At 72.2% G+C, this 21,718-nt stretch carries 21 protein-coding genes; 5 read left to right on the forward strand and 16 right to left on the reverse strand.

All coding sequences use genetic code 11. The features are described from left to right. Positions 1-26 precede the first annotated feature (26 nt). The gene (locus tag ACTMMA_RS06405) at positions 27-617 is read left to right on the forward strand and encodes a TetR family transcriptional regulator (protein WP_441189278.1); all 591 of its coding nucleotides are present in this window, start codon (positions 27-29) and stop codon (positions 615-617) included. 64 nt (positions 618-681) lie between these two features. Here ACTMMA_RS06405 and ACTMMA_RS06410 read toward each other — a convergent pair whose 3' ends face one another. Further along, complete coding sequence (locus ACTMMA_RS06410) at positions 682-2,412, reverse strand: FAD-binding protein (protein ID WP_441189279.1); 1,731 nt, start codon at positions 2,410-2,412, stop codon at positions 682-684. A 242-nt stretch (positions 2,413-2,654) separates the two neighbouring features. On the opposite strand from ACTMMA_RS06410, the gene ACTMMA_RS06415 reads away from it, so the two are divergent. The 3 genes from ACTMMA_RS06415 to ACTMMA_RS06425 all read left to right on the forward strand — a co-directional run bounded on the left by ACTMMA_RS06415 (position 2,655) and on the right by ACTMMA_RS06425 (position 5,266). After that, positions 2,655-3,437 (forward strand): transporter substrate-binding domain-containing protein, encoded by a 783-nt coding sequence (locus ACTMMA_RS06415; protein WP_441189280.1) that lies wholly within the window; start codon positions 2,655-2,657, stop codon positions 3,435-3,437. A gap of 126 nt (positions 3,438-3,563) precedes the next feature. Continuing rightward, positions 3,564-4,085 carry a DUF6328 family protein gene (locus ACTMMA_RS06420; RefSeq protein WP_441189281.1) on the forward strand — a complete coding sequence of 174 codons (522 nt, stop codon included), beginning with the start codon at positions 3,564-3,566 and terminating at the stop codon, positions 4,083-4,085. Continuing rightward, complete coding sequence (locus ACTMMA_RS06425) at positions 4,037-5,266, forward strand: MFS transporter (RefSeq protein ID WP_441189282.1); 1,230 nt, start codon at positions 4,037-4,039, stop codon at positions 5,264-5,266. Before ACTMMA_RS06420 ends, ACTMMA_RS06425 begins: the two co-directional genes overlap by 49 nt. A gap of 19 nt (positions 5,267-5,285) precedes the next feature. On the opposite strand, the gene ACTMMA_RS06430 is transcribed toward ACTMMA_RS06425, so the two are convergent. Both ACTMMA_RS06430 and ACTMMA_RS06435 read right to left on the reverse strand, forming a co-directional pair. After that, on the reverse strand, positions 5,286-5,621 hold the full coding sequence (locus tag ACTMMA_RS06430; protein WP_441189283.1) for a TfoX/Sxy family protein: 336 nt from the start codon (positions 5,619-5,621) through the stop codon (positions 5,286-5,288). After that, positions 5,611-6,096 (reverse strand): SRPBCC family protein, encoded by a 486-nt coding sequence (locus ACTMMA_RS06435; protein ID WP_441189284.1) that lies wholly within the window; start codon positions 6,094-6,096, stop codon positions 5,611-5,613. Before ACTMMA_RS06435 ends, ACTMMA_RS06430 begins: the two co-directional genes overlap by 11 nt. A gap of 22 nt (positions 6,097-6,118) precedes the next feature. On the opposite strand from ACTMMA_RS06435, the gene ACTMMA_RS06440 reads away from it, so the two are divergent. Continuing rightward, positions 6,119-7,318 (forward strand): YbfB/YjiJ family MFS transporter, encoded by a 1,200-nt coding sequence (locus ACTMMA_RS06440; RefSeq protein WP_441189285.1) that lies wholly within the window; start codon positions 6,119-6,121, stop codon positions 7,316-7,318. A 46-nt stretch (positions 7,319-7,364) separates the two neighbouring features. On the opposite strand, the gene ACTMMA_RS06445 is transcribed toward ACTMMA_RS06440, so the two are convergent. The 13 genes from ACTMMA_RS06445 to pucL all read right to left on the reverse strand — a co-directional run bounded on the left by ACTMMA_RS06445 (position 7,365) and on the right by pucL (position 21,702). Beyond that, complete coding sequence (locus ACTMMA_RS06445) at positions 7,365-7,961, reverse strand: cysteine hydrolase family protein (protein ID WP_441189286.1); 597 nt, start codon at positions 7,959-7,961, stop codon at positions 7,365-7,367. Positions 7,962-7,963: 2 nt separating this feature from the next. Then, the gene (locus ACTMMA_RS06450; RefSeq protein WP_441189287.1) at positions 7,964-10,048 is read right to left on the reverse strand and encodes an FAD-dependent oxidoreductase; all 2,085 of its coding nucleotides are present in this window, start codon (positions 10,046-10,048) and stop codon (positions 7,964-7,966) included. Between the two features lie 70 nt (positions 10,049-10,118). After that, the gene (locus ACTMMA_RS06455) at positions 10,119-10,919 is read right to left on the reverse strand and encodes an IclR family transcriptional regulator (protein WP_441189288.1); all 801 of its coding nucleotides are present in this window, start codon (positions 10,917-10,919) and stop codon (positions 10,119-10,121) included. Continuing rightward, positions 10,885-11,751, reverse strand: a complete 867-nt coding sequence (gene xdhC / locus ACTMMA_RS06460; RefSeq protein WP_441189289.1) for a xanthine dehydrogenase accessory protein XdhC — start codon at positions 11,749-11,751, stop codon at positions 10,885-10,887. The genes ACTMMA_RS06455 and xdhC overlap by 35 nt, the downstream gene beginning before the upstream one ends. 5 nt (positions 11,752-11,756) lie before the next feature. Continuing rightward, entirely contained in the window at positions 11,757-14,246 is a 2,490-nt protein-coding gene (gene xdhB, locus ACTMMA_RS06465) for a xanthine dehydrogenase molybdopterin binding subunit (RefSeq protein ID WP_441189290.1), read from the reverse strand. Continuing rightward, the gene (locus tag ACTMMA_RS06470; RefSeq protein WP_441189291.1) at positions 14,243-15,871 is read right to left on the reverse strand and encodes a xanthine dehydrogenase small subunit; all 1,629 of its coding nucleotides are present in this window, start codon (positions 15,869-15,871) and stop codon (positions 14,243-14,245) included. Before ACTMMA_RS06470 ends, xdhB begins: the two co-directional genes overlap by 4 nt. A 173-nt stretch (positions 15,872-16,044) precedes the next feature. After that, entirely contained in the window at positions 16,045-16,935 is an 891-nt protein-coding gene (locus ACTMMA_RS06475) for a bifunctional allantoicase/(S)-ureidoglycine aminohydrolase (protein WP_441189292.1), read from the reverse strand. Then, positions 16,932-18,443, reverse strand: a complete 1,512-nt coding sequence (gene allB, locus ACTMMA_RS06480; protein ID WP_441189293.1) for an allantoinase AllB — start codon at positions 18,441-18,443, stop codon at positions 16,932-16,934. Before allB ends, ACTMMA_RS06475 begins: the two co-directional genes overlap by 4 nt. Next, entirely contained in the window at positions 18,443-18,790 is a 348-nt protein-coding gene (locus ACTMMA_RS06485) for an NAD(P)-dependent oxidoreductase (RefSeq protein ID WP_441189294.1), read from the reverse strand. The genes allB and ACTMMA_RS06485 overlap by 1 nt, the downstream gene beginning before the upstream one ends. 113 nt (positions 18,791-18,903) lie before the next feature. After that, complete coding sequence (locus ACTMMA_RS06490; RefSeq protein ID WP_441189295.1) at positions 18,904-19,731, reverse strand: hydroxypyruvate isomerase family protein; 828 nt, start codon at positions 19,729-19,731, stop codon at positions 18,904-18,906. Between the two features lie 196 nt (positions 19,732-19,927). Then, the gene (uraH, locus tag ACTMMA_RS06495) at positions 19,928-20,254 is read right to left on the reverse strand and encodes a hydroxyisourate hydrolase (protein WP_441189296.1); all 327 of its coding nucleotides are present in this window, start codon (positions 20,252-20,254) and stop codon (positions 19,928-19,930) included. A gap of 3 nt (positions 20,255-20,257) precedes the next feature. After that, a complete protein-coding gene (gene uraD / locus ACTMMA_RS06500) occupies positions 20,258-20,752 on the reverse strand; it encodes a 2-oxo-4-hydroxy-4-carboxy-5-ureidoimidazoline decarboxylase (protein WP_441189297.1) in 495 nt (164 codons plus the stop codon). 41 nt (positions 20,753-20,793) lie between these two features. Beyond that, the gene (pucL, locus tag ACTMMA_RS06505) at positions 20,794-21,702 is read right to left on the reverse strand and encodes a factor-independent urate hydroxylase (RefSeq protein WP_441189298.1); all 909 of its coding nucleotides are present in this window, start codon (positions 21,700-21,702) and stop codon (positions 20,794-20,796) included. Positions 21,703-21,718 lie beyond the last annotated feature (16 nt).

Here is a 21,718-nt window from a genome sequence, read left to right on the forward strand (position 1 = left end):
TGGCGCAGGATGCCTACGATCGTGCGGTGACCTCCGGCAACAGCGCTGCGCACCGGGGCTCCAACCGTGGCCCGGCGGCCGCTCAGGGCAACCGGGCGGCGCTCGTCGCCTCCGCGCGACGCCTCTTCGCCGAGCAGGGGTATGCGGTGCCCCTCACCGTGATCGCCAAGGCGGCCGGCGTCGGGCAGGGCAGCCTCTACCGGCACTTCCCCACCCGTGAGGACCTGGCCGCGGCCGTGGTGGCCGAGACCATGGCGGGCCTGGCCGCGACCGTGGAGCAGCATCCCGGACCGGAGGCCTTCGGCCTGGTCTGGCGGGCGGTGGTGGAGGACCTGGTCGAGTCGGTCGGTTTCCTCGACGCCGCGCTGGGGCCGCGCGGTGAGATCGGTGGTCGCGCGCCAGGCAGCGAGCTGGAGACCCTCCTGGCCAACCCGCTGGAGCGGGCCCGGGAGGAGGGGCTCGTCGACGCCGACCTCACCCTGGCGGACGTGATGCTCGTGCTCGGCATGCTCCACGGCGCGGTGCACCGGGACGCGGACCCGCGCACGAGGCGAGAGACCGCATACCGTGCCCTGGGGCTCATCGGGCGCGGGCTCGCGCTCGACCCGAGGCCCTGAACCCCGACCGGCGACACACCCTGCCCTCGACCGGGGACCCGAAGAGCGGCCCCGCCGAGAACTTTCAGCCCCGAGCGCTCCGGGCCATGTGCCGCGCGGCGATCATCCCGAAGACGGCGGCGGGACCGATGGTGGAGCCCGGGCCGGGATAGGTCCTGCCCATCACCGAGGCGGACACGTTGCCGGCCGCGTAGAGCCCCTCGATCACCGAGCCGTCCGCCCTCAGCGCCCGGGCGTCGGCGTCGGTGAGCACGCCACCCTTGGTCCCGAGGTCACCGATCACGACGCGGTATGCAGTGAAGGGACCGCGTTCGATCGGGCCGAGGCAGGGGTTGGGGTGCACCGTCGGGTCGCCGTAGTAGCGGTCGTAGGCCGAGTTGCCCTTGCCGAAGTCGTGGTCGATCCCGGTGCGCGCGAAGCCGTTGAACCGCTGGATCGTCTCCTGGAAGGTCGCGGCGTCGAAGCCGAGCTTGTCGGCCAGCTCGGCGAGGGTGTCGGCCTTGTGCAGATAGCCGGCCTTGGCCATCGCGGCGTTCTTCTTGGGGTCCATCGCGTAGGAGCGGATGTAGCGCCGGGCGTGGCGGGCCTCGCTGATCATCCAGTAGGCGCCGTCCTTGTCGTGCTCGAGCATGTGGTGCCCCAGGTCGACGTAGGACTCGGCCTCGTTGGCGAACCGGCGCCCCTGGGCGTCGGTGATGATCACGTAGGGCAGCGCCCGCTCGCCCACGATGAAGCCGGGGTCGGCGCCGTCGACCGGTGCGATCGAGGCTCCCCACCAGGCGTCGTCCATGAGCTCCAGCGCCGCGCCGTGCCGGGCGGCGATGGCGTGGACCTGGCCCAGGTTGCCGGGATTGCCGGACGGGTCGCCCTCGATGCCGTGGTGCTCCAGGCGCATGGCCTCGTTGTGGTCGAAGCCGCCTGCGGCCAGCATGACGCCGCTCCGGGCGCGCACCGTCACCGTGCGCCCCTCGTGCTCGGCGAGCACCCCAACAACCCTGCCGTCCTCGACGACGAGGTCGGTGACCGGGCTGCTCAGCCACAGCTCCACGCCGAGCTTCTGGACGACGACGTCGAGCAGGCCCGAGACCAGGCCCGCCCCGATGCCGACGAGCTTCTTGCCGCGGAGCAGTCCGCCGGCGATGCGCCCGACCACGCGTGCGCCGCGCCTCATCCCGCCGATGGTCGACCAGGCACGACCGATCTCCCAGACGTCGTCGGTCATCAACGGCAGGGGCATAAGGACCCGTCCCTTGTCGGCCCAGTCGCCGATCTTCTTCAGGTCGTAGGGTCGCAGCTCGATCGCCCGCCCCACCTTGCCGCCGGGCTTCTCCGGGTAGTAGTCGGGATACTCCGCCGCACGCGACCAGGTCATGCCGTACTTCTCCGTGGTGAGCACGAAGTCAGCGACGCCGTCGACGAAGGCCTCCTTGCGCTCCCGCGAGGTCGCCCGCCCCTCGTCCCCGATGGTCTCCTCCATGTAGGTCAGCGCCTCCTCACGGGAGTCGCCCCCACCGTCGCGCTGCATCAAGGGATTGTTGGGCAGCCAGAGCCCTCCGCCGGACATCGCGGTGCTGCCGCCCCACTTGTCGGTGCTCTCCAGCATCAGCACGCTCAGGCCTTCGTCGGCCGCGCCCAGGGCGGTCGCGAAGGCGGCGCCACCCGAGCCCACGACGACGACGTCAACCTCGGTGACGTCCATCTGGGTGGCGTCCATCTCCACGGCAGGCTTGGACGGCTGCTGCACCGCCGGCTGCGGGACCTCCGGCTGCGGGACGGGGCTGGCGGGACTGGTCATCGCGGTTCTCCTCGGGTGTCCTGTCAGGTCACCGGACAACACTGTCCGGTTTGATCTCCACGATAGCCGGGAGGCCCAGCCCTGTCTTGCCGTTCCAGTCCTGCGGATGTGGTCCTGCGGATGTGGTCCTGCGCTTCGTGTCCTGCGGTCCTGGGGCTATAGCGCGAATACCGCAGGACCAGAGACGCAGGACATCGTCGGGATGGCCACCACGGACACCTTCCGGCTGCCACGATGACCCCATGCCCTCCTCCGACGTCACTCCCGGGTCCGCGCACGACGGCCCTACGCACGCCGACTCGACGACCGAGCCCTCACCCGCTCTCGCCGCAGAGCTGGCACCGACCGGCCGGCTGCGCGCCTCCATCAACCTCGGCAACGCCGTCCTGGCGCAGGGCACGCCCGAGGAGCCTGCCGGGATCACCGTCGACCTGGCCCGCGAGATCGCCCGGCGGCTCGGCCTGCCCCTCGAGCTGCTGACCTTCGGGGCGGCCAAGGACTCGTTGGCCGCGATGCAGCGCGGGGACGCGGACCTCTGCTTCCTGGCGATCGACCCGGCTCGCGCGGACACGGTCGCCTTCACGCGGCCCTACGTCCTCATCGAGGGGGTGTATGCCGTGCCCCTCACCTCTCCCGCCACCTCCGCCGCGGACGTGGATCGCCCCGGCGTGCGCGTGGGGGTCAAGGAGGGGTCCGCCTACGACCTGCACCTGACCCGCGAGCTCGAGCACGCCGAGCTGGTCCGGGGCGCCGAGGGGGTGGACGTCTTCGTCGAGCAGGGCCTGGAGGTCGGGGCCGGCATCCGCGAGCCGGTCACCGCCTGGGTCGGGGCCCGGGACGACGTGCGCGTGCTGGAGCCGGCGTTCATGCAGATCCGGCAGGCGATGGGGCTGCCGGCGGGATCGAGCCCCGAGGCCCTGGCCTGGCTCGACGCCACCCTCGCCGAGCTGCTGGGCGCCGGCTGGGTGGCCGAGTCGCTGGAGCGCTCGGGCCGCTCCCCCTCGCTCGCGGCCACGCGCGGATAGTCCCGGGGGTCGGATGCTCCGGAGGGGCGGAGGGCCCGGACGGGCGGATGGTCGGATGGTCGGGCGGATAAGCCAGGCGGACAGCCCGGACGGGCGGGCCGTGCCACCTCGGGGCATGATGCGGTGATGGACGCGGACGACGAGGCGGTGAGGGACGCGGACAACCTCGCCGACGAGCGGGACACCCGGGGTGAGACACCCGACCAACGGATGGACCGCAACTTCGTCGAGCTGCTCCAGGAGCTGCGGGTCCTGCAGACCGGCACCCAGATCCTGGCGGGCTTCCTGCTGACCCTGCCCTTCCAGCAGCGTTTCGCCGACCTGTCGACCTACCAGGTGGGGCTCTTCCTCACGGCCATCTCGCTGGCCTTCCTCACCACGATCCTGCTCGTGGGGCCGGTCAGCATCCACCGGGTCCTCTTCCGCCGCCACCGCAAGGCCGACCTCGTGCAGCTCTCCCACGACCTGACCCGCCTGGGCCTCATCACCCTCGGACTCACGCTCACCACGGTGATCTGCCTGCTCTACAGCGTCGTCGTCTCCGACCGTGCGGGCTGGCTCGCCGCGGCGGTGGCGGCCGTGCTCTTCTCCTCGGTGTGGTGGGCGCTGCCCCTCTGGCTGCGCAGGCGGGGGTCGATGCCACGATGACCGGCGCCCACCCGGGCAGGGACCCGGGCGCCGGCCGACCACCGGGCAGGCTGAGCGACCGCACCATCGGCGCGGTCGGCTTCCTGTCCTTCTGGGACCGCTTCGGCCTGCCGCCGATGATGGTCGTCCTGGCCCACCAGACCGGGCTCGGCCTGGGGCAGGTGGCCCAGCTCTTCGCCGTCTACACGCTCATGTATGCCGTGGGCCAGCCTCTCTGGGGTCTGCTCAGCGACCGCCTCGGCCGGGTCCGCGTGCTGCGGATCGCGCTGGGCCTGGCCGCGGTCGCCTCGGTCGCCAGCACCCTGTCCCCGGAGCATTCCTGGCTGCTGGCCACGCGCGGGCTGACCGGCCTGTCCGTCGGCTGCCTCTATCCCACGATGCTCACCGCGATCGGCGACACCCGCCAGGGCAGCGAGCGCGTCCGGGCGCTGAGCTCCCTCCAGTCCTGGTCGGCGCTGGGCAACACCGGCACGACGCTGCTGACCGGCACCCTGGCGGCCCTGGTGAGCTGGCAGCTCCCCTTCGCCCTGACCGCCTCCGGCGCGCTGCTCCTGCTGTGGCTGCTCCGCACCGTCCCCGTGGCCACGCCCAACCCTGGCGGGATGGTCCTGCGGGACGCGGTCCGCCGCTGGCCGCTGGTCGTCTACGGGCTGGCCATGCTCGAGGGCACGGTCATGCTCGGGATCCTGTCCTACGTGGTCCCGGCGATGCAGCACCAAGGCCTGTCGGTGACCCTGGCCGGGCTGCTGGCCGCGACCTACGGCATCGGTGTGATCACCGGCGCGGTCGTGGTCCGACGCCTGGCAGACCACGTCACCCGCACCCAGAGCATCGTCGTGGGCGGCCTGCTGCTGTGCGCGGCGTTCACCCTCGCCGCGACCTGGGGCACCATCACCGCGCTGAGTCTGACCGCCGCCCTCATCGGCCTGTCCAACGCCGTCCTGCACGTCTCGCTCCAGGGCTGGGCCACCGAGGTCGCCCCGCGCGCCCGGGCGACCAGCGTCTCGCTCTTCGCCGCCTCGCTCTTCCTGGGCAGCTCGATCGCGGTCTTCCTCACCGCCGACCTGGCCGAGGCCGGCCGCTACGACCTGGTCTTCGCCCTCTCCCTGGCAGCGTCGATCCTGCTCACCGTGCTCGCCGCGGTGATGCACGAGCTGTGGCAGCGGGGGCGCCCCGCCTGAACGAGCTCCGGGACCGCCCCTACCTCGGCGGCAGCGTCCGCACGAACGCCACTGCCCGGCCGACCACGTCGCGCAAGGACCCGTCGTCGGCGACCCGCACCGAGTCCACGGCCAGCCAGCCCTTCATCGGACCCCGCCCACCCATCTCCATCGGCCGCACGTGCTCACCGAGCAGGTCGCTGGGCACCGCGGGGTCGGCCCGCAGGATCAAGCCCTCCCCCGAGCTGCCGACCGCGACCGCCATGTGCCCGTCGAGCATGAACCCGAGCCCGCCGAACATGGCCCTCTCGGTCAGCCCCGGCTCCCCCCGCAGCACCGCACGCACCCGCGCGGCGAGCTCCTCGTCATAGGCCATCGGGCCCGCTCCGCTCCTCCAGGCGATACTTCAGCTCGCCCAGGCTGCGCTCCAGGTCCTGCCCGATCCACTCGTCCACCGAGCGGAAGAGCGTGCGCATCCTGACCGTGGGGGTCACCGGGCCGGTCATCGTCCAGGTCACCCGGCTGCCGCCGTCCTCCTCGTCGATCGCGAACTCGGCGTTGCAGCAGGCGGCGAGCGGCCGCTCGAAGACCACGTCGACCTCGACCCGCGCGGGCTCCTCGGTCTGGACGATCTTCATCGAGCCGGAGCCGATCCTGCGGTTGCCCGACCATGTGTAGGCCGCCCCCTCCCCGCACGGCTCACCGACATAGGTGCGCCGCAGCTCGGGGTCGACGACCTCCCACGCGGACCAGTTGCGCCAGTTGCGGAAGTTGATGATCTGCTCGTACGCCGCCTGCGGAGGAGCGTCGATCGTCACCGAACGTCGGACCGTGTACGTGCTCGAGGGCATGACCTGATCGTAGGCTGCGCAGGTGAGCCCGCACCCGGATCGCGTCCTCGTGGCCTTCGCGCTGTCCGCGGGCCCGTTCATCGCGCTGGGGCTCGGCCGCTTCGCCTATGCCCTCCTGCTCCCGCCGATGCGCGAGGAGCTCGTCTGGAGCTACTCGGCCGCCGGCGTGCTCAACACCGCCAACGCCGTCGGCTATCTGGTCGGCGCGCTCGCGGCCGCCACGCTCGCGCACCGTCTCGGCACCGGACGCGCCTTCCTGCTCGGGTGCGTCCTCACCGTCCTCGCCCTGCTCCTCACGCCCCTGACCTCCTGGTATGCGGTGATCCTCACCATGCGCCTCCTCGCCGGCGTCGGTGGGGCCTGGGCGTTCGTGCTCGGCGCGGCGATCGTGGCCGCCGCGGGTGCCGGAGGGTCGCCCGGGCGGGCGGCACTGATGCTGGGCGTCTACTACGGCGGCAGCGGCTTCGGGATGACGGTCACCGGCCTGGCGATCCCGTGGATCCTCGACGAGACCGGGGGCGCCGGCTGGCGGCAGGGATGGTTGATCCTCGCCGGCCTCGGGATCGCGGCGACGGTCGTCGCGATCGGTGCGCTACGGCATACCCAGGACCCCGCCCCTCCGCCGGAAGGTGAGAAGCACTGGCGCAGGGGCACGATCGCCTGGCTGTCGGCGTCCTACTTCTGCTTCGGGCTGGGCTACCTGGCCTATCTGACCTTCATCGTGGCCTACCTGCAGGAGCAGGGCGTGGGGCAGCGCACGACGGCGGTCTTCTGGGTGGTGCTGGGGATCGCGGCCATCCTCGGGGTGCTCGTGTGGGCACGGCCGATCGGGGCGCTGGGCGGGTCGCGGGCGATGAGCGCGGTGCTGCTGACGCTCGCCGTCGGGACGGGGCTGCCGGTCCTCGTGCCGCAGGTGTGGGCCTTCTTCGTCTCCGGGATCCTCGTCGGCGGGTCCTTCCTGTCGGCCGTCACCGCGATGTCGGTGGGCGTGCGGCACGTGCTCCCCCAGGCGCTGTGGACGGCGGGGCTGGCCTTCACCACGATCGTCTTCGGCGTCGGCCAGATGCTGGGGCCGTGGCTGACGGGGGCCATCGCCGACCGTTTCGACGGGCTCGCGACGGGGCTGGTCTTCTCGACCGTCGTGCTGCTGGTGGGTGCGGCGCTCGCGCTGCCGCAGCGCGAGCCGGTCGCGACGGAGGGCCCGACGGGGCAGGGGCGCTAGCGACGCGGCGAGGTCGCCTGCGCCGTGCCGTGCGCCACGGCTCGGCTCAGCGGCTGCTGTCCAGGACCGCCCGCGTCGTGGTGACCGTGGCGAACTCCCCGTGCAGGTTGGCCGCGGTCACCGAGGACAGGACCTGGGCCGGGATCAGCGAGCCGTCCAGGGCCGCCCGCCCGAAGGTGTGCGTGGCGTCGATGACGAACCACGTCTGGAAGCCGAGGTTGCCCGCCACGCGGGCGGTGGTCTCGCAGCAGTGGTTGGTCGTGATCCCGCAGACGACGACCTGATCGATGCCCTCCCCGCGGAGCCACGCCTCCAGGTCGGGACTGCCGTGGAAGCTGGAGTTCACCGACTTGGCCACGAGCAGGTCCGGCTCACCGGTGATGACGTCCTTGAAGTCGTTGCCGGGGGCGCCGGGGGCCAACGGCGAGCCGGGCTCGGCGGAGTCGTGGCGCACGAGGACCACCGGCCTGGCACGCTCGCGCCACGCCGCCAGGAGCGCCTCGATGTTGCGCTCGCAGTCGAGATTGTCCCTGACGCCCCAGTGCTCGGCGTCGTCGAAGCCCCGCTGCACGTCCACGACGATGAGCGCGGGGCGGGCGTGCGGCCCGCGACCGGGCGCCATGTCCTGAGGGGGTCCAGCCACGGTCAGAGCCTAGAAGCCACCTCGGTGCCCTGACGGATCGCCCGCTCCGCGTCCAGCTCGGCCGCGACGTCGGCGCCGCCGATGACGTGGACGGAGGGCCCGTCGTCGCCCAGCGCCTCGAGCTCGTCGACGAGGTCGCGCACCGACTCCTGGCCCGCGCACAGCACGACGGTGTCCACGTCCAGGACCATGGCGGTGCGACCTGCCTCCTCGCCCTCCACAGCCTCCCCGGCCACCGTGAGGTGCAGGCCCTCGTCGTCGACCCGCTCGTAGGTCACGCCGGTGAGCTGCTGCACCCCGGCGTCGCGCAGGTTGAGCCGGTGCGCCCAGCCGGAGGTCTTGCCCAGACCCCTGCCGATCGGGGTGGTCTTGCGCTGGAGCAGCCAGACCTGCCGGGCCGGGACGGGCAGGTCCTTGTCGGTCAGGCCCCCGCGGTGCTCGGCGGGGTCGGCCACGCCCCAGCGCGCCTTCCAGCCCTCCAGGTCGGTGTCGACGTGGGTGAGGAAGTGGCTGACGTCCACGCCGATGCCACCGGCACCGACGACCGCGACCCGCTCCCCCGCGGTCGCGCGCCCGGCGAGGAGATCGGCATACGTCACGACCGACGGGTGGTCCACGCCGGGCAAGTCCGGCACGCGCGGCTCGACCCCTGTGGCCACCACGACCTCGTCGAAGCCGGCCATGTCGGCCACGCCCGCGCGCGTGCCGAGGCGGACCCGGGCTCCCAGCACCTCCAGGCGCCGGGAGTAGTAGCGCAGCGTCTCGGCGAAGTCGGCCTTGCCCGGGATGCGCATGGCATAGCGGAACTGCCCACCGACCTCGTCCTGGGCCTCGAAGATGGTCACCTCGTGGCCGCGCTCGGCGGCGGCGACCGCGGTGGCCAGGCCGGCGGGGCCGGCGCCGACGACGGCGACCTTCTTGCGGTCGGCCGCGGCGGTCGGTGCGAGCACGAGCTCGGTCTCGCGGCCCGCGCGCGGGTTGACCAGGCAGGACGCCCGCTTGCCGACGAAGATCCGGTCCAGGCAGGCCTGGTTGCAGGCGATGCAGGTGTTGATCTCGTCGGCCCGGCCGGCGGCCGCCTTGGCGACCAGCTCGGGATCGGCGAGGAAGGGCCTGGCCATCGACACCAGGTCGGCGGCCCCGTCGGCGATGAGTCGCTCGGCCATCCCGGGGCTGTTGATCCGGTTGGACGCGGAGACCGGCACCCCCACCTCGGCGCGCAGCCGCGCGGTCAGGTCGGTCCAGGCGCCCTGCGGGACCTGCGTGATGATCGTGGGGACGCGGGCCTCGTGCCAACCGATGCCGGTGTTGAGGATCGAGACGCCGGCGGCCTCGAGCCGACGGGCCAGCTCGACGGTCTCCTCCCAGGTCTGGCCGTCCTCGACGAGGTCGATCAGCGAGATCCGGAACTGGACGATGAAGTCCTCCCCCACCGCCTCGCGCACCCGGCGCACGACCTCGACCGGGAAGCGCATCCGCCGGTCGGCGTCCCCGCCCCAGGCGTCGGTCCGCCTGTTCGTGCGCGGGGCCAGGAACTGGTTGATCAGGTAGCCCTCCGAGCCCATGATCTCCACGCCGTCGTAGCCGGCCGCCTGGGCCAGCCGCGCCGCCCGCGCGAACGCGCTGACGGTGCGGTCGACGCCCCTGGCGGACAGCTCGCGCGCGGCGAAGGGCGTGATCGGAGACTTGCTCGCGGACGCGGAGACCGACAGCGGCGAGTAGCCGTAGCGCCCCGCGTGCAGGATCTGCAGGGCGATCCTGGCCCCGTGCTCCTGGACCGCGCCGGTCAGCCGGCGGTGCCGCTGCGCGGTGACCCGGCTGGTCAGTTGCGAGCCCAGCGGGGTCAGCCAGCCTCGCACGTTGGGCGCGTAGCCCCCGGTCACGATCAGGCCCACGCCGCCCTTGGCCCGCTCGACGACGTACGCGGTCAGCTCGTCCAGGTGCCAGGGCCGGTCCTCCAGCCCGGTGTGCATCGAGCCCATGATCACCCGGTTGCGCAGCTCACCTCCGCGCACGGCCAGGGGTGAGAGGAGATGGGGGTATGGGGTGCGCGGGTCCGGGGCGCCCGCGGCCAGGGGCGTGCTCACAGGAGAGATGTTACCGACGGGTCACCGTCGGAAACCCGGCTGAGTCGACGAGTCACCGTCGGAACACTCCTCAGCCGATGAGGACGTCGCCGGCGCCCAGCTCGGCGGCCAGCTCGCGGGCCACCCCCTGGAGCACCTCGGCGGCGTGCTCGACGGTCTCGTCGTCCATCCGGGTCGTGGGACCGGACATGGAGATGGCCATCGGGCGGGGCGCGTGCGGCACCGGCACGGCGACGCAGCGGACACCGAGCTCCTGCTCGCCCTCATCGGTGCCGTAGCCCCGCTCGCGGGTGACCCGGAGGACGTCGAGGAACTCCTCCGGGGTGGTGAGCGTGTAGGCGGTGCGCCGCGGCATGCCGGTCCGGCCCAGGAGGGCGACGACCTCCTCGTCGGGACGGCCTGCGAGGATCGCCTTGCCGACGGCGGTGCTGTGCGGGAGGGTGCGGCGACCGACCTCGGTGAACATGCGCATGAAGTTGCCCGTCGGCTGCACCTGGGAGACGTAGACGATCTCGTCGTCGTCCAGGATCGCCAGGTTGACCGACTCGCCCAGCTCCTCGACCGCCTCGGTCAGCAGCGGCTTGGCCACGACACCGATCCGCTTGCCGGACTCGGCGGCCAGGCGCATGAGGCGCGGGCCGAGGGAGTACTGCCGGTTGGCCTCCTGGCGCACGTAGCCGAGGTCCACCAGGCTGCGCACCAGGCGGTGGATCGTGGCCAGCGGCAGCTCGGAGCGCTCCGCCAGCTGGGAGAGGCCGATGATGCCCCCCGCGTCGGCCATGACCTCGAGGATCCGGAAGGCGCGCTCCAGCGACTGCACGCCGCCGGTTCGCCGCTCAGAGGCCTGCTCTACGGGAGGTTCTTTCCGCATGTTGGAAGCGTACCTGATCGGCGGCGAAGCGCATCAACAGCTCCCCGGCCACCGAGACGGCGATCGCCGCCGGCTCCTTGCCGGGGATCTGGGGCAGGCCGATGGGGGTGGTCACGCGGGCCAGGTCCTCCTCGGTGAAGCCGCCCTCGCCGAGCAGGCGCGCCCGGAACCGGACCCACTTGGCCGAGGATCCGATCAGCCCGATCGTGGCCGGCTCCAGGTCCTCCGCGCGCAGCGCCGCGTCGATGATCGCGTGGTCCTCGGCATGGTCGTGGGTCATCACCAGCAGGTGGGAGCCCTTGGGCAGGCCGCCCAGGACCAGCTCGGGCAGCACCGGGACCGGGTGGGGGTGGATGCGGGCGTCGGCGTCGGCCAGGGGCGCGAGCATCTCCTCGGTGAGCTGCTCGGGGCGGGTGTCGACCAGGTGCAGGTCGAGGTCGTGACGGGCCAGGATCCGGGCCAGCTCGTGACCGACGTGCCCCATCCCGAAGATCGCCACCACCGGGGTGGCCGGCAGCGGCTCGAGCAGCAGCGTCACGACGCCGCCGCAGCACTGGACCCCGTGCTGGTAGCGGGCCTTGTCGGACAGCTCGGAGGTGATGGTCTCCGGCCGGGCCGAGGCGAAGCCGGGGTCGGCCAGCATCTCCCGGGCCCGCTCGATCGCGACGGCCTCGAGGTTGCCGCCGCCGACGGAGTCCCACGTCCAGTCCTGGCCGACGACCATCTTGGCGCCGGCGTGACGAGGCGAGTGGCCCCGCACGTCGGTCACGGTGACGAGCACGCCGGGGAGGCGCTGCGAGCGCAGCGCCTCCACGGCACGCAACCACTTCATCGCGATCAGGCCTCGGACAGCTCGTGGACCGCGGCCTCGGACTCGGGACGGCGCTCGGGCGCCTCCGGGTCCGCGTCCGGCACGTCGACGCCGGGGGATCCCTCGACGACCTCGGCATCCTCGGACCCGCCGTCGGCCGGGCCCTGGTCGGGGCTGGCCGAGCGCGCCTCCTGCAGCGACCAGAAGACCGCCTCGGGGGTGGCCGGCGAGGGCAAGTCGACGCTGGTGCCCTCCGGCCCGAAGGCGGCGCAGGCCTCGCGCAGCGCCTCCCGGACCGCGAAGGCCAGCATCAGCGGGGGCTCGCCGACGGCCTTGGAGCCGTAGACGGCGCCGTCGTGGGCGGCGCGCTCGAGCAGCGCGACGTTGAACTCCGGCGGCATCTCCGAGAAGCTCGGCAGCTTGTAGGTGCTGGCCGACTGCGTGGCCAGACGGCCGCGCTTGTCACCGTCGCTGGTGTCCCAGCGCAGGTCCTCCAGGGTCAGCCAGCCGGCGCCCTGGACGTAGCCACCCTCGACCTGGCCGATGTCGATCATCGGCGAGAGGCTGTCACCCACGTCGTGGACGATGTCCACCCGCAGGGTGCGGTAGGCCCCGGTGAAGCCGTCGACCTCCACCTCGACCGCGGCGACGCCGTGGGCGAAGTACTTGAACGGGCTGCCCTGCATGATGGTGGAGTTCCAGTGCAGGCCCTCGGTGCGGTAGTAGCCGGCGGCGAAGAGCTGGGTGCGGGCGAAGTAGGCGGCGTGCACCAACTCCTCCCACGGCACGGTGCGGTCGGTGCCCAGCCCGGAGACGATCCCGTCGTGGAAGCGGATGTCCGGGGCGGGGACGTCGAGCTTGAGGGCGGCGACCTGGGCCAGCCGCTCCCGGATCTGCTCGCAGGCGGCCTTGACGGCGCCACCGTTGAGGTCCGCGCCGGAGGAGGCGGCCGTGGCCGAGGTGTTGGGCACCTTGTCCGTGCGGGTCGGGGCGAGGCGGACCTTCTCGTAGGGCACGCCGAGCGCGGTGGCCGCGACCTGCAGCATCTTGGTGTGCAGGCCCTGGCCCATCTCGGTGCCGCCGTGGTTGATCAGCACCGAGCCGTCCTTGTAGACGTGCACGAGGGCGCCCGCCTGGTTGAAGGCGGTCAGGTTGAAGGAGATGCCGAACTTCACCGGCGTGATCGCCAGCGCCCGCTTGGTGTGCGCGTGCTCGGTGTTGAAGCGCGCGATCTCCTCCCGACGCCTCTCCATCTCCCCGGTGGTCACGACCTGGTCCCAGGCCCGCTCGAGGCGGTCCATCTCGGTGACCGGCTGGCCGTAGGGCGTGGTCTGCCCGTTGACGTAGAAGTTGCGGCGGCGCAGCTCCTGGGCGTCCAGGCCGAGCAGCGGGGCGCACCGGCCGAGCAGGTCCTCGATGACGAGCATGCCCTGGGGACCGCCGAAGCCGCGGAAGGCCGTCTGGGAGGTCTTGTTGGTCTTGGAGATCCGGCCGGTGACCTTGACGTTGGGCAGCCAGTAGGCATTGTCGATATGGCACAGCGCGCGGGCCAGCACCGGCTCGGACAGGTCCAGGCTCCAGCCGCCGTCGGAGGTGAGCGTGCACTCCAGCGCCTGGATGCGGGCCTCGGCGTCGAAGCCGACCCGCCAGGTGGCGTGGAAGCCGTGCCTCTTGCCGGTCATGGTGATGTCCTGGGTCCGGTTGAGGCGCAGGCGCACCGGACGCCGGGTGAGGAGCGCACCCAGGGCGGCGATCGCCGCATACCCGTGAGGCTGCATCTCCTTGCCGCCGAAGCCACCGCCCATGCGCAGCTGCTGGACGGTGATCTCGCTGCTGGAGCGGCCGAGGACGTGGGCGACGATCTCCTGGGTCTCGGTGGGGTGCTGGGTGCTGCTCTGGATGAAGATCTGGTCGTTGTCCTCCAGCATCGCCAGCGCGGCGTTGGTCTCGATGTAGAAGTGCTCCTGGCCGGCGAACTCGAACTCGCCGGAGAAGACGTGCTCGGCGGCCGCGAAGGCGGTCTCGATGTCGCCGCGCTGCACGACCGGCTGGGCGCCCTGGAAGCTGTCGGCCTCGATGGCCTCCTTGATGGTGATCAGCGAGGGCAGCGGGTCGTAGTCGACCTCGACGGCCTCGGCACCGCGACGGGCGGCCTCGAGGGTCTCCCCGAGCACCCAGCAGACGTGCTGGCCGAAGTAGCGGACCTTGTCGGTCGGGAAGAGCGGCTCGTCGTGCTTGACGCCGGAGTCGTTGACGCCGGGGACGTCCTCGTGGGTCAGGACCCGGACGACGCCGGGCACCTCGTAGGCGGGCTCGACCCGCATCCCGGTGATGGCCGCGTGGGCGTGGGGCGCCGTGACCGGCCAGGCGTGCAGGACGCCGTGGGTGCGCGGGTGCAGGTCGTCGGTATAGAGCGCGGCGCCCGTGACGTGCAGCGCCGCGGCCTCGTGGTGGACCTCGCGCCCGACGACGGCGCCGTCGGGACGCTTGGCCAGCGGGGTGGTGTGGGTCGTCATGACGCGTCCTCCTCGTGGGTCGCGGTCTGGTGCTGGGCGAAGAACTTGAGCAGGGACTGCTCGAGCATGGCCGCGCGGTAGCGGTCGCTGGCCCGGTGGTCCGAGAGCGGGGTGCCCTCGCCGCCGAGCACGGCGGCCGCCCGGTCGACGGTCTCCTGGGTCCAGGGCGAGCCCTCGAGCTCGGCCTCGGTGGCCAGCGCCCGGATCGGGGTGGCCGCGACGCCGCCCAGACCGATGCGGGCCCGGGCGACCTGGCCCTCGACGATGTCGAGGGCGAAGCCGACCGCCACGCTGGAGATGTCGTCGAAACGGCGCTTGGCGATCTTGTGGAAGGCCGTGGTGCGCGCCAGCGGCAGCGGGATCCGGATCTCGCGGATCAGCTCCTGGGCGGTGCGCACGCTCTCGCGGTAGCCGGTGAAGTAGTCCGCCAGCGGCACCACGCGCTCGCCGTCGCGGCCGGTGAGGACCAGCGAGGCCTCCAGCGCCAGCAGCGCGGGCGGGGAGTCGCCGATCGGGGAGGCGGTGCCCAGGTTGCCACCCAGGGTGCCGCCGTTGCGGATCAGGCGGGAGGCGAACTGCGGGAAGAGCTGGTCCAGCAGGGGCACCTGCCCGGCCAGGCCCTTCTCGATCTCCGACAGGGTCAGGGCGGCGCCGATGCGGATCTCGTCGGCGTCGACCTCCAGGGCGCGCAGCTCGGGGAGGCGGTCGATGGCGACCAGCAGCGGCGGGCGCCAGCCCCGGATGTTGAGCTCGACGCCGATGTCGGTCGACCCGGCCAGCAGCACGACGTCGTCGCGCTCGGCCAGCATGGTGAGAACCTCGTCCAGGCTCTCGGGACGGATCAGCTCGGCGCCGTCGGCACTGAGGTGGGTGCGGGCCGGCGCCGGCGCGGGCTCGCCGCGGCGGCGGGCCAGAGGGTCGGCCTCGTCCGGGTCGCCCAGCGCGTAGGCGGCGTCGCGGATGGGGCGGTAGCCGGTGCAGCGGCACAGGTTGCCCGACAGCGAGTGCAGGTCGAAGCCGTTGGGGCCGTGCTCATGGTCGGTGGTCGCGTGCTGCTCGCCGGACTCGAGCACGGGCGCGCCCGAGCCCTCCTCGGCGGCCTCCTGCGCCGCGGGCAGCTCCTCGTCGCGGCGGGCGCAGCGCCCGGGACGGTAGAACTCGGCGGCCATCGAGCAGATGAAGCCGGGGGTGCAGTAGCCGCACTGCGAGCCGCCGCGCACGGCCATCTCGCGCTGGACGGGGTGGAGCTGGTCGGTGCGCCCCAGACCCTCGGCGGTGACGACCTCCTGGCCCTCCAGGGCGCCGGCCGGGATGAGGCAGGAGTTGACCGAGATCCACTCGGTGGGCGTGCCCTCGCCGGTGCCGGGCCGGGCCACCATGACGGCGCACGCGCCGCACTCTCCCTCGGCGCAGCCCTCCTTGGCGCCGGTCAGACCCTGGTTGCGCAACCAGTCCAGGACGGTGGTGTGCGGGGTCGCGTCCTTGAGCGGGAGCGCGCTCCCGTTGACGGTCACCGTGCCCGCGCCGTTGGCGGCGGGGCTGGCGGCCGGGGTGGCATCGCCCGCCCGACCGGCCACCGTCGTGGTGGTCATACCGGTCGTCGCGCTGTCGATGTGCGTCGTCATCGTCTACTCCTGTCCTGCAACTGGACTTCCTCGTGCCGGTTGGTCTGGACGGTTGGACGTCCTCGTCCTGGTGGTCGTGAGGGTCGGTCGGGGGGTCTGGGGTGGCGCGCTGATCGATTTAGGTATGCGGTGCAGGCTACCGTTCTCGACCCGCGCGGGTCGGGTGGCAGGGGTCAGTAGGGCAGCTTCGCGTGCCGGTTGACGTCCTTGTAGAGCAGGTAGCGGAAGCGTCCCGGCCCACCGGCGTAGCAGGCCTGGGGGCAGAAGGCGCGCAGCCACATGAAGTCGCCGGCCTGCACCTCCACCCAGTCTTGGTTGAGCAGGTAGACCGCCTTGCCCTCGAGCACGTAGAGGCCGTGCTCCATGACGTGGGTCTCGGGGAAGGGGATCGCGCCTCCGGGCTCGAAGGTCACGATGTTGACGTGCATGTCGTGCCGCACGTCGGACGGGTCGGCGAAGCGCTGGGTGCGCCAGGCGCCGTTCGTGCCGGGCATCTCGACCGCGGGGATGTCGTCCTCATGGGTGACGAAGGCCTCGGGGACCTCCAGCCCCTCGACGACCTCGTAGGCCTTGCGGATCCAGTGGAAGGTCGCCGCCTCCGAGCCGTGGTTGCGCAGCGTCCAGTCGCTGCCCGGCGGGAGGAAGGCGTAGCCACCCTCGGGCATCTCGTGCGCGGTGCCGTCGAGGGTCAGGGTCACGGTGCCGCCGACGACGAAGATCACGCCCTCGGCCCTGGCGTCCAGCTCGGGGCGGTCGGAGCCGCCGCCGGGGGCGACCTCGACGAGATATTGGCTGAAGGTCTCGGCGAAGCCGGACAGCGGCCGGGCGATCGTCCACAGCCGGGTGTCGTCCCAGAACGGGAGCAGGCTGGTGACGATGTCGGTCATCGTGCCGTGCGGCAGCACCGCGTAGGCCTCGGTGAAGACGGCCCGGTCGGTCGTGAGTTGGGTCTGCGGAGGAAGCCCTCCGGGCGGGGTCGCGTAGCGGGGCGCCCCGCTGCCCGTGGGGCCGCTGCCCGTGGGGCCGCTGCTCGTGGGGCCTGCGCCCGTCGATCCGGTGCTCATCGCTGTCCTCTCTCCAGGAGGCGGCCCGTCGGCCTGCTCTCCTCGGTGATCTGGGTGCCGCGCAGCCAGGTCTGCCGGACGTTGCCGTGCAGGTGGCGGTCCGCATACGCGGAGACGGGGTTCTTGTGCTTGAGGGCCTGGACGTCCACGTCCCACTCCTCCTCGGGGGCGAAGACGACCAGGTCGGCGTCGGCGCCCACCTCGATCCGGCCCTTGTGGGTCAGGCCGACGCGGTCGGCCGGTCCGGTCGCCATCCAGCGGACGACCTCGGTCAGCGGTATGCGGCGCGCCCTCGCCTCGCTCCACACGGCCGACAGGCCCAGCTGCACCGAGGCGATCCCGCCCCAGGCGGTGCCGAAGTCACCGGTGTCGAAGTGCTTGAGGTCGGCGGTGGACGGGGAGTGGTCGGAGACGACGATGTCGATGTCGCCGGCGGTCAGCCCCGCCCAGAGCTTGTCCTGGTTGGCCTGCTCGCGGATCGGCGGGCAGCACTTGAACTGGGTCGCGCCGTCCGGGATCTCCTCGGCGGTCAGGGTCAGGTAGTGGGGGCAGGTCTCCACCGACAGGTCCAGGCCCTCCTCGCGGGCGGCCCGCAGGGCGGGCAGCGCGGCGGCGGCCGACAGGTGCAGGACGTGCGACCTCCCGCCGGTGCGGCGGGTCTCCTCGACGACGCGGCCGACGGCGATGTCCTCGGCGTCGGTCGACCGGGAGGCGAGGAAGCCGGAGTAGGTCGCGCCGTTGGCCGGGGTGCAGGCCGCCAGCGCGGCGGAGTCCTCGGCGTGGACGATCATCAGGGCGCCCACGCGGGCGGTCTGGTCCATCGCCTCGGCGAACTGCTCGGGCTCCAGGTGCGGGAACTCATCGACGCCGGAGTCGGCCAGGAAGCACTTGAAGCCGAAGACGCCGGCCTCGTGCAGATCCTCGATGTCGCCGAGGTGGTCGGGGACGGCCCCGCCCCAGAAGCCGACGTCCACGAAAACCTGGTCGCGGGCCACGGCCTGCTTCTCGCGCAGGGCGGCGACCGTGACGGTCGAGGGGATCGAGTTCAGCGGCATGTCGATGATCGTGGTCACGCCGCCGGCGGCCGCGGCGCGGGTGGCGGACTCGAAGCCCTCCCACTCGGTGCGACCGGGCTCGTTGACGTGCACGTGGGTGTCGACCAGGCCGGGCAGGAGGACCTCGTCCTCAGCCAGCTCGACGACGGTCGCGGCCCGCAGGTCGGCGTCGATGTCCTCCACGGCCACGATGCGGCCGTCCTTGACGCCGACGGTCACGGCCCGTTCGGCGCCATCGACGACGGCACGGGAGGCCCGGACGACGAGGTCGAGCTCAGGGGTGTCGTTGTTCATGGGGTCCATCGTGCCCTCCCTGGCCTCGACGTGGTTGGTCTGCCGGCCCAGGCCGGTGCCGTGCGCGCTGACGACCTGGCCCGGGCGCAGGTAGGGCCGGGCGACGGCCACGCCGGCGGGGGTGCCGGTGAGGACGAGGTCGCCCGGGTCCAGGGTCATCAGCTGGGACAGGTGGGCCAGGCCTCCTTGGCCAGCTCGGCGGTCACGTCGGGCCGGATGCTGGAGAAGTCGATGATCAGCGTGCCCGGCCTGGCGCTGTCGAAGACGCCACCCTCGGAGGTGAGCACGTCGCGCACGTCCGGGCTGTCGGGGACCATGATGGCCACCACGTCGGCGTCCTTGACGGCCTCGGCGCTGGACTCGGCCGAGGTGCCGCCCGCGGCGACCAGGTCGGCCGCACGCTCGGGGTTGGGGTTGAAGCCGACGACCTCGTGGCCGGCGTTCTGCAGGTTGACGGACATCGGGCTGCCCATGATGCCCAGGCCGATGAAGGCGATGCGTGCCATGTGGTCTTCTCCTTGCCTGGTGGTGGCGACTGGTGCTGTCGCGCTAGGTGCGGGGTGGTCTGCGGTGGCAGGGACGGGCGGACGAGCCCGCCGCGTCGGTGTCGTGACGGGTGTCAGCCGCGGCGCTCGGCCGGGAGCCAGGCCAGGCTCTCGGTGGTGGAGGTGGTCGGCTTGTACTCCAGGCCTACGTAGCCGTCGTAGCCGCGCGCCTCCAGGTCGGCCAGCAGACCGTCCAGGTCGAGCTCGCCGGTGCCCGGCTCGCCACGACCGGGATGGTCGGCGATCTGGACGTGGGCGGTCTTGTCGGTGTGCGCGGCCACGGCCGCGGCGGGGTTGTCGCCGTTGTTGGCCAGGTGGAAGAGGTCGTTGAGGAAGCCGACGTTGTCGTGGCCCTGGGCGCGCAGCACCTCGACCACGCGGACGGCGTCCTCGGCGGTGCGCAGCGCGTAGGGCTTGGGGCCGCTGACCGGCTCGATGAGGACGGTGGCGCCGATGCGGGCCGCCTCCTGCGCGGCGTAGGCCAGGTTCTCCAGGGCGAGCGCGTCCTGCTCCTCAGGTGTGGAGTCGTCCACGCGCACGCCGTAGAGCGCGTTGAAGGCCTTGACGCCCAGGCGCTCGCCGATCGCGACCGCCACCGGGACGTTGTCGCGGAACTCCTGCGAGCGGGCCGGCAGGGACAGGGTGCCGGCGTCGGTGGACCCGGTGAGCTCGCCGGCGAAGAAGTTGAGGCCGACCAGCTGCACGCCGGACTCCTCCACCGCCCGGACGAAGGCGTCGACCTCGCCCTGGGACGGCGTCGGGTTGTCCGGCCACGGCCACCAGAACTCGATGGCGGTGAAGCCGGCCTCCGCCGCGGCGCGGGGACGGTCCAGCAGGGGCTCCTCGGTGAAGAGCATCGAGCAGTTGGCCAGGTAGCGCAGGCCGTGCGGCTGGGTGCTCATGGTCTCTCGTTCTCCTTAGGTTTTCGTATCGTGGACACTTATTTCCATTTTGTAAGAGGGTAGGGCGCAGTCGGACGTGGCGTCACGTGGTGCCACCGCGAGGGTGACGGGTGCCTCATACCCGAGAAGGTCGGACCGCCGCTCTCACGGGCGGTCGCCTCTCGAAGGATCCGCGGGGGCGGATCCTTCGGCAGCCTCAGCTGCCGCGGTAGGTGGAGTAGGCGTAGGGATTGAGGACGAGCGGCACGTGGTAGTGCGGCACGCCCTCGGACACGGTGAAGGTGACCGCCGCGGAGGGGTAGAAGCCCTCCTGGCCGGTCGCCCGGTGGTAGTCGCCGGTGGCGAAGGTCAACGTGTAGTCGCCGGGGGCGAGATCCTCCGGGCCGATCCGGCCGATGCGGCCGTCGGCGTCGGTGCTGCCGCCGCCGAGCTCGGCACCCTCGGCGTCGGTGAGCACGATGGCGACACCTTCGGCCGGACGACCCAGCGCGGTGTCAAGGACGTGGGTGGACAACGAGGCCATGGCTCAGACCGCCTGTTCGAGTCGGAGGAGGGTGATCTCACGAAGGTTGTCGACGACCTCGGCACGCTCGGTGTCGTCGTCGTTGCCGAGGCGTCGCTCGAGCTCGGCGAGGATCTCCTCGCCGGACCGGCCGGCGGCCCGGATCAGGAAGACCCGGTCGAAGCGCTCCTCGTAGGCGGCGTTGCCGGCGACGAGCCGCGACGCCACGTCGGCGTCCCGGGTGTCGACGCCGGCCTGCTCCCGCGAGGAGGCCTCGGCGTTGTGCCCCGCGCCGGCGCGCTCCCCGATGCGGGGGTGACCGGCGAGGGCCGAGTCCAGCTCCTGGGCGCTCAGCGTGCGCGCCGAGGAGTCGGCCGCGGCGAGGAGGGCGTCGAGGTCGGCGTAGGGCCGACCGGCGTTGACCTCCTCGACCCACCGCGGCACGTCGAGACAGCTGGCGAGCAGGTGGCGCGCCTCGGCGTCTCCGAGGGCGTTGAAACCGTGGACGTCGGCCGACATGGGACCTTCCTTGGTCGTGGGAAAGTGGGGAGCCGGAGGACTCAGATGAACGAGCGGACGTAGTCCCAGGCCTGGCCGGACTCGGGAGCGTCGTCGCGGGTGACCGAGGCCTCGATGAGGCCGTAGGGACGGTCGGCGGCGATGTAGACCTCGGAGTTGTTCTCCACGCCGAAGCGACCCAGGTCGTAGTCGAAGTGGTGCTTGTTGGGCGCGGAGAAGCGGATCTCGGCGATCTCGGGGTGGGCCTCGAGCACGTCGCGACCCATCGCGAAGAGGGTCTCCTGCAGCGCGCGGCTGTAGGTGGTCGCGAAGGCGGCCAGGCACAGCGCCTTGACCGACTCGTAGACGGCGTTGAAGTCGACACCCTCGGTGCTGCCCCAGCGGTAGCGGCAGGTCAGCGAGGTCGCCATGATGCGGTCGTCGGTCTCCTGGAGGGAGGTGTACTTGTCCTTCAGGAAGCCCTTGAACTCCGAGCCCGTGGACTTCAGGACGACGAGGTCCTCGAAGCCGGAGACGACCCAGACCTGCTGGTCCGCGTCACGACCGTCGACCGTCACCACGGTGGTGCGGGTCTCGGTGCCGCGACGGACGAAGCTGTGGTCGTGGCCCTGGCCGTCGACCTGGATGCGGTCCCAGGCGTACTCCTCGGCGCGGATCTGGGAGCCGGAGGCCGCCGGCGCCGCGGTGAGGAAGTGGGTGCCGAGGGCGACCGCATACTCCTCGATCGAGTTGATCCCGACCTCCTTGGCGAAGGCGAAGGCGGTGTTCTTCTGGGTGTCGGTCGGCAGCACCTTGGCCTGGTCCCCCACCGAGTGCGCCTCGGCGAAGTCACCACGCAGGGAGGTGGAGACGTTGATGTCACGGATCTCGTGGCGGTCGGTGTCGCGGACGATCCGCACGATGCGGTTCTCGGCCTTGCCGTACTGGTTGGTCCCGAGCACGATGCTCATGGTCTTCACACTCCTT

The sequence above is a fragment of the Ornithinimicrobium panacihumi genome (assembly GCF_052073805.1).
GTDB lineage: Bacteria > Actinomycetota > Actinomycetes > Actinomycetales > Dermatophilaceae > Ornithinicoccus > Ornithinicoccus panacihumi.

Bases quoted from the DNA above. Each gene is read 5' to 3' on its own strand.
- ACTMMA_RS06455 (WP_441189288.1), bottom strand. From the start codon at position 10,919: ATGCGGAAAGAACCTCCCGTAGAGCAGGCCTCTGAGCGGCGAACCGGC.
- xdhB (WP_441189290.1), bottom strand. From the start codon at position 14,246: ATGACGACCCACACCACCCCGCTGGCCAAGCGTCCCGACGGCGCCGTC.
- pucL (WP_441189298.1), bottom strand. From the start codon at position 21,702: ATGAGCATCGTGCTCGGGACCAACCAGTACGGCAAGGCCGAGAACCGC.
- ACTMMA_RS06490 (WP_441189295.1), bottom strand. From the start codon at position 19,731: ATGAGCACCCAGCCGCACGGCCTGCGCTACCTGGCCAACTGCTCGATG.
- ACTMMA_RS06435 (WP_441189284.1), bottom strand. From the start codon at position 6,096: ATGCCCTCGAGCACGTACACGGTCCGACGTTCGGTGACGATCGACGCT.
- ACTMMA_RS06430 (WP_441189283.1), bottom strand. From the start codon at position 5,621: ATGGCCTATGACGAGGAGCTCGCCGCGCGGGTGCGTGCGGTGCTGCGG.
- uraD (WP_441189297.1), bottom strand. From the start codon at position 20,752: ATGTCGGCCGACGTCCACGGTTTCAACGCCCTCGGAGACGCCGAGGCG.
- ACTMMA_RS06420 (WP_441189281.1), top strand. From the start codon at position 3,564: ATGGACGCGGACGACGAGGCGGTGAGGGACGCGGACAACCTCGCCGAC.
- ACTMMA_RS06410 (WP_441189279.1), bottom strand. From the start codon at position 2,412: ATGACCAGTCCCGCCAGCCCCGTCCCGCAGCCGGAGGTCCCGCAGCCG.
- xdhC (WP_441189289.1), bottom strand. From the start codon at position 11,751: ATGAAGTGGTTGCGTGCCGTGGAGGCGCTGCGCTCGCAGCGCCTCCCC.
- allB (WP_441189293.1), bottom strand. From the start codon at position 18,443: ATGACCCTGGACCCGGGCGACCTCGTCCTCACCGGCACCCCCGCCGGC.
- ACTMMA_RS06475 (WP_441189292.1), bottom strand. From the start codon at position 16,935: ATGAGCACCGGATCGACGGGCGCAGGCCCCACGAGCAGCGGCCCCACG.
- uraH (WP_441189296.1), bottom strand. From the start codon at position 20,254: ATGGCCTCGTTGTCCACCCACGTCCTTGACACCGCGCTGGGTCGTCCG.
- ACTMMA_RS06470 (WP_441189291.1), bottom strand. From the start codon at position 15,871: ATGACGACGCACATCGACAGCGCGACGACCGGTATGACCACCACGACG.
- ACTMMA_RS06415 (WP_441189280.1), top strand. From the start codon at position 2,655: ATGCCCTCCTCCGACGTCACTCCCGGGTCCGCGCACGACGGCCCTACG.
- ACTMMA_RS06485 (WP_441189294.1), bottom strand. From the start codon at position 18,790: ATGGCACGCATCGCCTTCATCGGCCTGGGCATCATGGGCAGCCCGATG.